Raw genomic sequence first — 12,254 nt, 5'->3', positions numbered from 1 at the left:
TGATCCCGTATCGGGAAATCCTGTACACGTACCTCCGGTAAAAATCCTTTGGAATGATAGCGTTGTCCTTTGAACTCTTCTGGAAGCTCGTTGCGCTCTTCTAAAAACAACACCAACCCTTCCTTGTCTTTTAATACCCGAACTAAATCGAAATATTCCAGCGTACCTGCCGGCAAAAAATACCCCGCTAATGCCTTAAATGTCTCTGATTGATCTTCACTCATACCCCAGCAAAAAAATCACTTTTTTACTATTCCCCCAACTTTTTCACTTGATCCCGTTTATGGGATATATTTTAGCCGAACATAAAAAAGCCTTCAAAATCAAAGACTTTAAAGGCTTCAAAGTAATCAGTGAACCTTACTGGATTCGAACCAGTGACCTCTACCATGTCAAGGTAGCACTCTAACCAACTGAGCTAAAGATTCATGAGCGCAAATATTGCTAGCATAAAATGGAAAAGACTTTACTGGCCATCAAAAATACCGCAACCAAAAATTAAAAAAGGACGATCAAAGCTGACCGTCCTTTCTGTGATCCCGCTGGGACTCGAACCCAGGGCCCATACATTAAAAGTGTATTGCTCTACCAACTGAGCTACGGAATCAACCCTTTTCCCGTTTGGGAGTGCAAAAATAAGGGAATCAATTTATTGCTCCAAAAAAAAATCAGGGATTCTCATTTTTTTTTGCTTTTCTTCCCCGCACTCCTGTTGCTTTTAACCCAAAAAAAACTTTCTGCATATGGAAATCAGCACATCCCAAATGACGGAACGTACCCTGCTAAAAACCACCGCTACTCCGGTATCAGGGAAGCCGGTCCAAACGGTATCCTTTCGACCGTAAAAAAGAAATGATCGCTCCGAGGTGCTTATAAAATTTATCCTTCCGCCGCTCGTCGGTACCATAATGGATCAGCAGCAAACTTCCTCCAAGCCCCTTTTCCGATTCCACTTTTTTCAACCGGTCCAGCAATTGTTCGCTGCTTTTATAATTGGACTGCTCCGGCCATGTATAATCCGCATTGGTTCCGGTGCCCGGGGTAAAATTGATCACCGTCAGGCCTTCTTCGCCGGCCCATTGTACAATCGTTTTATTATACCACTCGTAGGGCGGCAGAAACCACCTGCCCTTTTCAATACCCATTTCTTTTAACGTCCGGTACCCTTCCCGGAGGTCTTCTGAAAACTGCTTCTTCGTTACCAGCAGCGAGTCGCGTTTATCCCAATCATTGTACAGCAAATGCCTGTTTGAATGGGAAGCTATATAATGCCCGTCTTTTTTTAATTGTAAAACAAAGGGCCGGAACGCGGGGTTACGCAAAAAATCGCCGGTAAAAAAGAAACTGGCTTTTACATGGTTTTTCTTTAACACCTTATTGATATAAGCGCCCCCCTCTCCTTTGTCGTGGGCTGAAAAGATGAGATACACTTTCTTTCCGGGCATTCCGATCACAGCACCTTCCCGGTCGGTAACCAGCCTCTCGTGAAGATGGGCCGCTGCTTGCTGCTGAGACAGGTAATAACTCAAACTTGCCGTACCGTCCATGGTAGGTTCATTGCTGGAATAATCACCATAGTCATCATGATAAATCACCAGGGGCGACTGGAATGCGGCAAATGCGTCGGGCTTATAAAGCCTGATGCCGATCAGTTTGTTCCAGATGCTTCCATAGATGGGACCATCCACCAGGCCCCCGGAAATTTTATAGCCGTTCAGATGTGTAAATGCAGAATGCGGGTCCTTTGGAGCCACTCCATTTTCCGGCAGGTCGCAGATCATGCTGGTGCCCCAGGGATTACACCCCAGCAGCCAGTCGCGAAGCGCCGCTTCCAGTTCATCATACTGGTGATCCCCGCTGGCTTTTTTATAAAGGCTGATCTGTGTAAGCAGGGCAACGGTAAGATTATTGGAGCACCATATAAACGGCACGCCCATCAGAAAAGGATTACCGGCCCCGCGCTTCTTTACCCGTTCGATCCCCTCTTTCATAAACGACAGGTACTCCTCCCGGTTCGCGGGTTGCTTTGTTCCAAAATAATGTCCCAGGTTTAAAAACGGGTACCACTGGTAATGCCGGGCGGTGTCGGCTCCCATCCAGGGGGTAACAGGCTCCTGCCGGGCAAAGGCGATCGCTTCTTTCAGATACCCTTCTTTTTTATCCGTTTCATAAAGTGCGAGTGCCGCCAGCTCCATATCATCTACATAATTGTCTTCTTCATAAAAATAAGGCGCCCCAAAAGGAATGGTCTGGTTATTTCCCGGATATTTTTTCCCGAATGTATACGCGTCTTTTGCTTTTTCGAGCAGTTGTCCTGCAAAAGACGGGTCATAGGATTTCAGGATCTTTGCACCCAGGGCAAAGGCAGAGGCAAACTTGCCCGCGCTGGAAGCCACTCCCCGGCTCCGGTTTTTGTATTTCGGACCCTGCGGTTCGCCGGAAATAAAATAAACCGGCCGGCTCAGCCCCATACCGGGGCCGTACCGTACCGTATCCTTATTGGGCAGCCGCATGCCGCGATGATCCCGGTCGTCCGCTATCTGGTTGTAATATTCCTCCTTTCCCGGGTTCATCTTTACCATCCACGTCAACCCCCACCTGGCCTCATCCAGAATATCCGGAATGCCATTGCTCCCTTTTCTTCCGTTGGCATCATATGCGTCGCCAAAGCTTGCCGGGTTCTGCATATAGGCAAACAGCATCTGAAAAGTAGCATTGGCGGATGTAGGCAGGTATTGCAGGTAATCGGAGGCATCATGCCACCCTCCTGCCACATCGATCCGCGTGGAATCTTTGGCTTTATCTTTATGATACACGATAAAGCCGTCTTCCGTATGACAGCTATCGTTCAGAAAAGGATTGTATTGGGATCGTTGCTGCCGCATATATTTCAGGATAAAATCCGCAGAGCCGTCGTACACCCGGTTGTTTACGGGGAATACGGGTGAAACAGCATCTCCCGCCTTTATATAATATGTTCCCGGTTTTTGAAAAGTCGTGAAATTCAGCCGGCACCCGCTTTTAAACGCCGCATAGGCCGGAAAGGCCTGAACCCGGTCACTGGTAAAGACCTCTTTGCCGGTGGCCGCATCGATCAAAGAGAAATGCCGGCAGGCGACCGCGTCTTTGGAAACCAGCACGGCAACCTTCACATCCCTTTCCGTGTATCCCAGTTGATTGACCCGTACCCAGGACTGGGCAGCGCCGGCAACGGTCGTCAATCCCAAAACGGACACCCATAGTATTTTCTTCAGCAACCGTATCATATAACAGGCATTAAAAGCTATTTTTTAATATTTTATAAGTAGGTTTGTTAAAATATTTTAATAGCCGCATGAACGAATATTACAAAGATAAGGTGGTAGTAGTTACGGGCGGAACAGACGGGATCGGGCGGGCCCTGGTGGATGTTTTGCTCAGATTTGGAGCTAAAGTAGCAACCTGCGGACGGAATCACGATAAATTATATGCCTTACAGGCAGCACATCCTTCTTCCTTCTTACATACCCTCGTGGCAGACGTGAGCGCGGAGGCCGATTGTCAGCGTTTTATTTCCTCCACCGTGGAAGTGTTCGGAGGCATCGATGTCCTGATCAATAATGCCGGCATCAGCATGCGGGGACTTTTTAAAGACCTGGACGTGGCGGTGATCAAACAACTGATGGATATCAATTTTTACGGAGCGGTATATTGCACCAAGCTGGCGCTGCCCTGGCTGATCCAAAGCAAAGGCTCCATCGTTGGCATTTCTTCCATTGCCGGCTATCGCGGGCTGCCCGGAAGGACCGGCTATTCCTCCAGCAAATTTGCCCTCCAGGGTTTTCTCGAATGCCTGATGACGGAGCTCCGGGATGACCAGGTGCACGTAATGTGGGTAAGCCCCGGCTTTACCGCTTCCGGCATTCGCGACAACGCCCTGAATGATAAAGGCGAAAAACAAAAGGAAAATCCCATGGATGAAGGGAAGATGATGACCGCAGCCGAAGTAGCCATCCGGATCCTGAAGGCGGTCAAAAACAAAAAGCGCACCATTGTAATGACCGCTACCGGCAAAGAAACCGTCTTTCTGAATAAATTTTTCCCGTCGCTTGCTGACAAACTGGTTCACAAATTTTACTTTAAAAACAAAGAGTTGATAAAGTAACAAATGCTCGTTTACTTTGCAGGATATACCCTTAACAACAAATAAGTGAATCTACTGAACAGGAAATGAATTTTGTAACATTAACATCTGATATCGGGTACCAGGACTATTTAGTGGGAGCGGTTAAAGCGCAATTGTTACAAGTAAATGCAGATCTGCAGCTGGTAGATATATCACACAATATTACTCCCTTCAATTTTCCGCAGGCCTCCTATGTATGTCGCGGGGCCTTTAAAAACTTCCCGGAATTCACTTTCCATTTGATCCTGGTCAATCTTTTTGGCACCCGGCCGGAAAACCTGCTGGTGGCTTTTCATAAAAATCAATACATTATCTGCGCAGACAACGGCTTGCTGAGCATGATCCTTGAAGAAAAACCGGACATCATTATCGGCGTGCCGCTGAGCAGCAATGCCGTAAAAAACACGCTGTACGTTACCGAGGTCATGGCCAAAACGGTAGAACGGCTGGTGAACGGGGAATCCATACAAAAAATAGGCGTTCCTGATTTCAGCTTCCGGGAAAAAAATCCCCTGCAGCCGCTGGTAGACAGTAATTATATAGAGGGCCAGATCATTTTTATCGACAATTTTGAAAACGTGATCGTCAACATAACCCGGGAGCAGTTCGAACAGCAGCGCAAAGGGCGTGGTTTCAAGATCGTATTTAAACGGGACGAGGTCATCGACCGGATCAGCGAATCCTATGCCGATGTGCGCGAAGGGGATAAACTGGCGCTCTTCAACAGTGCCGGCTATCTGGAGATCGCGATCAATAAGGGAAATGCCGCAGGGCTTTTCGGCTTAAAAGGATTCTCCGACAAAGCCAGCCAGTCGTCCAACATCATGCAAAACCAGCTCCTTTACCAGACCGTACGGATCTATTTTGAGTAACGGCGTCGGATTTGAGATCTGAGGCATAGAGGGCACCCGGCATTCGATTTTCCATCCTTTCATCCCTCTCATTAAAGTAATGCGATCCGGGATTATTGAGACCTGAAGTAAAGTTCCGATGACTCACATACATCAGAAAGCTCCGGTCTCAAATCTCAATTCCCAGGTCTCCTATTTCGCTTCAAACCAGACCGGCTTCTGCTCATCCCAGCTGCCTCCGTAGTTGATAAGCAGCTCCTCCCCCGCGCGGATATTTCTTACCGTTTTTATTTGTATGGAATTGGTGGTGTAATCCATTTCATATTCGCAATTGGCGGTGTAGGAATGATTGTACACAGATACCCACCCCAATGCCAGGGCACACTGAAGGCTATCCGTTCCCCATTCAAAAATATAATCGTGCAAAAGGGTCTGATCAATTAGCGCCCGCTCCTTTCCCGACATGACGATCACCGGCGCAATTTCGATCAGCGAGCCCGCAGTTATGGCCACGCTTGTAAATACGCCCCGGCCCATCTGTTCCGTATCTGCTATGTACAAACCAGGTGCGATCACACTGCTCCTTTTTTAATAATAAGACCTGATATTTAATCAAAAAATAATATACCCCGAACCGACCGGAGGCATTGCCTGCAAAATAAGCAAAGTTTGCGCATTCCCCGCAAAAACCCGGCCTCCGGAAGCACCCGATGCCGCAAAACTTTTCGTTCATCCCGTTGCGTAGGGAATGAAAAATTTTGTGTACGTTTGACGCATGTCTTTTGAAGAAGAAGATAAAACATTGGTAGAATCTTTCAAAGAGGTCATCGCCACGGAAGACAAGCTGGAGATCAAAAAATTTTTAGATGCCCAGAACATTACCGACGTGGTGGACCTCGTCTACGAAATGCCGGAGTACGACAGTCAGATCATTGCAAATATGTCGATGCACCGGGCTGCCAGTGTGTTTAAGCTGCTGGAAACAAGCAACCAAAAAGACATCATCCACAAACTGCCGCCCAGCAAGGCGGCGGAGCTCCTGAACGACCTGCCGGCGGATGACCGTACCGACTTTCTTGAAGAGCTTCCCTCTAACGGGGTCCGGGAGCTCATCAAGCTGCTTGATCCGGAAGAGCGGAAGATCACCCTTTCCCTGCTGGGCTATCCGGAAAACAGCATCGGGCGTCTGATGAACCCGGATTATGTGTACGTGTACCCCTATAACACCATTGCTGAAGTGTTTGATATCATCCGGAAATACGGAAAGAACAGCGACGCCATCAATGTCATTTATGTGATCAATCATAAAGGCGAGCTGCTGGATGATATCCGCATCGGCGAGTTTATCCTGAACCCAGCAGAAACCCTGGTGTCCGACCTGATGGATGAACGGCGGGTCATCTCCTTAAATGCATACGACGACCAGGAAACCGCCAGTGAAGTGTTCAAAATGAACAACCGCATTGCCCTGCCCGTTGTCAGCCAGAGCAATAAGCTGCTGGGTATTGTGACCATCGATGACGTATTATGGGTAGCTACAGAAGAGTACAGCGAGGATATGCAGAAGATGGGGGGTACACAGGCTTTTGAGGAGCCCTATCTTGATATAGCCCTCATCAAATTATATAAAAAGCGGGTGGGCTGGCTCATCATCCTTTTCCTCAGTGAAATGCTGACCGCCACCGCCATGCAGTTTTTTGAAGTAGAAATTGAAAAGGCCACCCTGCTGGCGCTCTTTGTTCCGCTGATCATGAGCAGCGGCGGTAACAGCGGCTCCCAGGCCTCCACCCTGATCATACAGGCCATGACACTGGGCGAAGTGACCATTGCCGACTGGTGGCAGGTGATGCGGCGGGAATTGTTTTCCGGGCTGCTGCTGGGTCTTACCCTGGGCACTATCGGCTTGCTGCGGATCATGCTCTGGCAGCAACTGCACCTTTATGATTACGGACAGCATTGGCTGCTGGTAGGCATCACCATCTTTTTTACGCTCATCGGCATCGTGCTGTGGGGAAGCCTGATCGGCTCCATGTTGCCCATCGTTTTAAAACGGCTCAAGCTGGACCCCGCCACCTCTTCAGCCCCTTTTGTAGCCACATTGGTAGATGTAACGGGGATCATCATTTATTTTTCCGTAGCTTATATGGTGTTAAAAGGCACGCTTCTTTAAACAATATTTTAATAAAGCTGCGCAATCGATTGCACAAAATTTTGTTTATTTTCGCCCTCTTTAATAAAAACAAGAAACATTATGTGCGGAATTGTCGGTTACACCGGAACGCGGGATGCGTATCCCGTTATTGTTAAAGGTTTAAAAAGATTGGAATACAGGGGATATGACAGCGCCGGAGTGGCCCTGATGCACAATGACCAGCTCCGGATTTACAAGAAAAAGGGAAAGGTAGCAGATCTGGAAGATGCGATCGGAATCAAAAGTGTGGAGGGTACAACCGGCATCGGGCATACCCGTTGGGCTACCCACGGGGAGCCCAACGATAAGAATGCACATCCCCATCTTTCCAAAAGCGGGGCCATTGCCATGATCCATAACGGCATCATCGAGAACTATGCCCAGTTAAAAAATGAGCTCCTCAAAAAAGGATACACTTTTTCCAGCGATACCGACACCGAAGTGCTGCTGAACTTTATCGACGAGATCCGGCTGCAAAACGACTGTTCCCTGGAGGAAGCCGTACGCATTGCGCTCAAACGGGTTTCCGGTGCCTATGTGATCCTGCTCATTGAAACCAGTAACCCGGACACGATCATTGCCGCCCGTAAGGGCAGCCCGCTGGTGATCGGTGTCGGGAAAAACGAGCATTTCCTTGGCTCTGATGCCTCCCCCATGCTGGAATACACCAAGGAAGTAGTATACATCAACGACTATGAGCTTGCCATTGTAAAACCGGATCAGCTTATTCTTAAAAACCTGGGCAACGAGCAGATCACCCCCTATGTTCAAAAGCTGGACCTGGAGCTGGCGGCCATCGAAAAAGGCGGGTTTGATCATTTCATGCTGAAAGAGATCTTTGAGCAGCCCCAAACCATTTTCGATTGCATGCGCGGCAGGCTGCATTCTGCAAACGGAACCATCACTATGGCCGGCATCCAGCAGTATGCCGAGCAGATCATCAATGCCAGCCGGATCGTCATCATTGCCTGTGGTACCAGCTGGCACGCAGGCCTGGTGGCCGAATACATCTTTGAGGAGCTTTGCCGCATCAATGTGGAAGTAGAATACGCTTCGGAATTCCGTTACCGCAACCCCGTCATCAACAAGGGAGATGTGATCCTTGCCGTAAGCCAAAGCGGTGAGACCGCCGATACCCTGGTGGCCATCGAAAAAGCAAAAGAAAAAGGCGCCATCATCCTGGGCGTGGTGAACGTGGTGGGCTCTTCCATTGCGAGGATCAGCCATGGCGGTGCCTATACCCATGCCGGACCGGAGATCGGAGTGGCATCCACCAAGGCCTTTACCGCACAACTGGTGGTATTGACCATGATGGCCCTGAAGATCGCTTATATCAAAGGCAGCATCGATGAGAACCGGTATAAAAAACTGTTGCTGGAACTGGATGCCATCCCCGAAAAAGTAGCCTGGATCCTGAATCATCATGAACAGATAAGACAGATTGCAGAAAAATATAAAGACGCGCGCGACTTTCTTTATCTCGGCAGAGGCTATAATTTCCCCGTTGCCCTCGAAGGCGCTTTAAAACTGAAAGAGATCTCGTACATCCACGCTGAAGGCTATCCGGCAGCAGAGATGAAACACGGCCCCATCGCCCTCGTGGATGAACAGCTGCCGGTGGTTTTTATTGCCAGCAAGGATGCTTATCATGAAAAGATCCTCAGCAATATGCAGGAGATCAAGGCCCGTAAAGGAAAAGTGATCGGCATCATTACGGAAGGCGATGAAACCAGCAGTGCCCTTTGCAATGACTCCATCAGCATTCCTGAAGCCGATGAGATCGTAGCCCCCATGCTGGCGGTGATCCCCTTACAGCTGCTCTCCTATTATATTGGTGTGGCCAGGGGCTGTAATGTAGACCAGCCGCGGAACCTGGCGAAGAGCGTTACGGTTGAATGATAATTTAGTTCCAGGTCTGAAGTTTAAAGTCTCAGGTTCGTTCCTCCCCGGGGTCAAGGACCATACATGGAATATCAAACCGCAATCAAACCAGAAACATGAAACGTTGAACCCGAAGCCGCAAAGAGCCCATCATCTAAAGTCTAATATCTAACGTCTAAATACGCTCATGAACCAAATAAAAAAACATCCGGTAGAAACCCTGGGTTATAATTTCATTCCCTGCGAATTCTTACCGGAAGGAAAAGATGAATTCCATATCCGTTTTCAACAAAACCCGGCAGCGGACTACCGCCCCCTGACCAAGCAGGAAATAGCCATCCTAAAATCGAACGGCAACCGGTCCGATAACTGGTCGCAGGTGCTCGTCCGGGAAGGGATCGATATCCTGCTTATTGAAGAATGCACATTTTTTGGATTGGTACGCATCGGTAAGCTGGAACCTTATTTTTTAGAGTTCAGCCAGCTGCGTACACCGGTAGGACTCTACCGGAGCCTGATCGTAAGCTGTGATATCGGCAACAATGTAGCCATCAATAATGTGCGCATGCTGAGCCATTACATCATCGCGGACGAGGCCATACTGATCAACATCAATGAAATGTCCTGTACCTCGCACAGCAAATTTGGCAACGGTATCGTCAAGGATGGCGAACCGGAAGATGTGCGCATCTGGCTGGAGATCTGCAATGAGAATGCCGGAAGAAAAGTGATCCCCTTCGACGGCATGCTTCCCGGGGATGCCTGGCTGTGGTCCAAATACAGGGCCAGCGAAAAATTACAGGACGCCTTCAAAACATTTACCGACCGGCAGTTTGGTACCTACAGGGGTACCTATGGCACTGTGGGCAAAAGAACGGTCATTAAAAACACGCATATCATAAAGGATGTCAAGATCGGCAGCGATGCCTATATCAAAGGCGCCAATAAATTAAAGAACCTTACCATCAATTCGGATGAAACCGCCAAAACCCAGATCGGCGAAGGCTGTGAAATGGTGAACGGTATTATGGGAGCCGGCAGCCGTGCCTTCTATGGAGTAAAGGCCGTGCGCTTCATCCTGGCGCCCTTCTCTCAGTTAAAATATGGCGCCCGGCTGATCAACTCCTATCTGGGGGAGAACGCTACCATTTCCTGCTGTGAGGTTTTGAACACCTTGCTGTTTCCCGCGCACGAACAGCACCATAATAATTCCTTTTTATGCGCTTCCCTGGTAATGGGACAAAGCAATATCGCTGCCGGCGCCACCATCGGGTCCAATCATAATTCAAGAGCTGCCGATGGTGAATTGCAGGCCGGACGGGGGTTCTGGCCCGGGCTCTGCGTAAGCCTCAAGCACAATTCAAAATTTGCTTCGTTCACCATGATCGCCAAAGGCGATTATCCCGCCGAGCTCAATATTCCCATGCCTTTTTGCCTGGTAAGCAATGATGTGCACCACGACCGGCTGCTGGTAATGCCGGGCTACTGGTTCCTGTACAATATGTATGCGATCCTCCGTAATGAGCGCAAATTTGCCGACCGGGATAAACGAAAGGAAAAAGCGCAGTTGCTGGAATACGATTTCCTGGCGCCGGATACGGTCAATGAAATGTTCCTTGCCCTGCAGCTGCTGTGCCGGTTCACAGGGCAGGCTTTTTATCAAAAGTACCGGCTCGTTGGCGGTAATAAGGAATACGAGCAAAAGGGACAGGAACTGCTGGAAAGCGATGCGCCTGTTCTGGATCAGTTAGAAGTACAGGCAACGGACTTTGAGAACTCCGGCCGCCCCGTGCACCTCATCAAAGTACGGGAAGGTTATATCCGCTACAAAAAAATGATCGCATACTATGGCACCCTGCTGCTGATCCGGTACCTGCAGGAAAATAATGACAAAAGCATTGCCGCCATCCAGGCCCTCTTTGCGGAAGCCGGCAGCCGGACCAGCTGGTTAAATGCAGGCGGGCAGCTTATACCGGAAGAGCACGTAAACACGCTGATCCGGGATATTGAAGCCGGGAAGCTGGAGCAGGGATGGCCGCAGGTGCATGCCTTCTATAAGGAACAGGCGCTCCTGTATCCGGTCCAGAAGCTGCGGCACGGTCTCGCGGCCCTGATGGAAATGGAAAACTTTCAGCCCGGGGCCGTGAACCTCCCGCTACTGAACCGGCTGCTCCGCGACGCCGCAGATACCAAGCAATGGATGGCACAATCTGTTTGTACATCAAAAGCAAAAGACTATGAAAACCCTTTCCGGAAAATGGTTTACGATTCCACCGCTGAGATGGAAGCGGTCGTAGGCAAACTGGAAGATAACCCGTTCGTCAATGAACAGCAGCGGGAAACAGCACAATTTAGGGATACGGTGGAACAGCTGATCGCCCGCATTTCCTGAAGGTGCGGGGCATTTTTGATTCATGCAGGCATTATCCCCCCGGATGGCTTCATAACAAACCAGTATCAATTCGATTAAAATGCGTATCATTACGAATGGTTTGTGAAGGCACAAAACATAGCTGTGCAACGATCCGTATTCCCACCAGCCGGATAATAAACTGATTTTGCTACAGGGTCATTATAGAAGTCTGTAAAACTACTCTCCGCTCAGGGTCTTACGGGTTTCGGCTACTGTTTTATGAACCGCATCTGAGGTCTTTTTAATTCCTTCAGAGATCTCTTTCGCACTCCTGGAACCGGCTTCTGTTACTTTTTTTACTTTATCCAGTCCTTCCTGTACCTGGTTCAATCCTTCCTTTACCCCGCCGGTGATCGTTTCGATGCCCAGCGAATCTCCGTCTGAGGTTTCCGGATCCGTTATCCCCTCTGTAAAGCCCCTTGCCTGGTTAATGCTATCGGCGATGCGTACTTTCCACAACGAATCGGCTCTTAATGAATCCAGGTCGACCTGCTTTGCATCTGGGGCAGTATTACAGGCGCCGATCAAAAGAATCGCCGCGAAAAGGAACCTATTATTTTTCATATCCCGGGTTTTAAAAATGATCAATAACCGGTAACAGCAGGACAAAATCCATTCCAAAAGTAATGGCAACCCATCCGGACCCGGTGTTTTGGAAAGCCGGCGATGCCGCACTCAACAACTACGGCAGCAACAAATACCCAAAAAAACTGGAATAAAGCGGTTAGCAAAAATGAAGAGCAAGCCAATACA

9 protein-coding genes and 2 tRNA genes are annotated in these 12,254 nt (G+C 49.0%); 5 read left to right on the top strand and 6 right to left on the bottom strand.

From position 1 onward, the window contains the following. The 4 genes from B160_RS28460 to B160_RS0104935 all read right to left on the bottom strand — a co-directional run. Nucleotides 1-224: ISAon1 family transposase N-terminal region protein (locus tag B160_RS28460; RefSeq protein WP_018626772.1), on the bottom strand; the 224-nt coding region annotated here is incomplete at its 3' end. A gap of 130 nt (nt 225-354) precedes the next feature. Then, nucleotides 355-428 (bottom strand) — tRNA-Val (locus tag B160_RS0104945). Nucleotides 429-534: 106 nt separating this feature from the next. After that, nucleotides 535-607 (bottom strand) — tRNA-Lys (locus B160_RS0104940). 199 nt (nt 608-806) lie between these two features. Further along, nucleotides 807-3,266: a bifunctional glycoside hydrolase family 9 protein/polysaccharide deacetylase gene (locus tag B160_RS0104935; protein WP_018626771.1), complete on the bottom strand. Its 2,460-nt coding sequence runs from the start codon at nt 3,264-3,266 to the stop codon at nt 807-809. 68 nt (nt 3,267-3,334) lie between these two features. Between B160_RS0104935 and B160_RS0104930 the strand changes: the two genes are divergently transcribed. Then, nucleotides 3,335-4,144 carry an SDR family oxidoreductase gene (locus B160_RS0104930; protein WP_018626770.1) on the top strand — a complete coding sequence of 270 codons (810 nt, stop codon included), beginning with the start codon at nt 3,335-3,337 and terminating at the stop codon, nt 4,142-4,144. A gap of 65 nt (nt 4,145-4,209) precedes the next feature. Further along, a complete protein-coding gene (locus B160_RS0104925; protein ID WP_018626769.1) occupies nt 4,210-5,037 on the top strand; it encodes an SAM hydrolase/SAM-dependent halogenase family protein in 828 nt (275 codons plus the stop codon). A gap of 171 nt (nt 5,038-5,208) precedes the next feature. Here B160_RS0104925 and B160_RS0104920 read toward each other — a convergent pair whose 3' ends face one another. Further along, the gene (locus B160_RS0104920; RefSeq protein WP_026309529.1) at nt 5,209-5,592 is read right to left on the bottom strand and encodes an SET domain-containing protein; all 384 of its coding nucleotides are present in this window, start codon (nt 5,590-5,592) and stop codon (nt 5,209-5,211) included. Between the two features lie 199 nt (nt 5,593-5,791). Here B160_RS0104920 and mgtE point away from each other — a divergent pair, with 199 nt between their 5' ends. From mgtE to B160_RS0104905, 3 genes are all read left to right on the top strand, one after another. After that, nucleotides 5,792-7,186, top strand: coding sequence for a magnesium transporter (gene mgtE / locus B160_RS0104915; RefSeq protein ID WP_018626767.1), 1,395 nt, complete (start codon nt 5,792-5,794; stop codon nt 7,184-7,186). Nucleotides 7,187-7,267: 81 nt separating this feature from the next. Continuing rightward, on the top strand, nt 7,268-9,106 hold the full coding sequence (gene glmS, locus B160_RS0104910) for a glutamine--fructose-6-phosphate transaminase (isomerizing) (RefSeq protein WP_018626766.1): 1,839 nt from the start codon (nt 7,268-7,270) through the stop codon (nt 9,104-9,106). Between the two features lie 169 nt (nt 9,107-9,275). Next, nucleotides 9,276-11,480: a DUF4954 family protein gene (locus tag B160_RS0104905; protein WP_018626765.1), complete on the top strand. Its 2,205-nt coding sequence runs from the start codon at nt 9,276-9,278 to the stop codon at nt 11,478-11,480. Between the two features lie 198 nt (nt 11,481-11,678). Here B160_RS0104905 and B160_RS0104900 read toward each other — a convergent pair whose 3' ends face one another. Beyond that, a complete protein-coding gene (locus B160_RS0104900) occupies nt 11,679-12,065 on the bottom strand; it encodes a hypothetical protein (RefSeq protein ID WP_018626764.1) in 387 nt (128 codons plus the stop codon). Between the last annotated feature and the right edge of the window lie 189 nt (nt 12,066-12,254).

This window comes from Niabella aurantiaca DSM 17617 (assembly GCF_000374125.1).
In the GTDB taxonomy this organism is placed as follows: domain Bacteria; phylum Bacteroidota; class Bacteroidia; order Chitinophagales; family Chitinophagaceae; genus Niabella; species Niabella aurantiaca.
The sequence above is the reverse complement of the archived record's forward strand: the minus strand, read 5'-3'. Positions and strand labels throughout refer to the sequence as shown.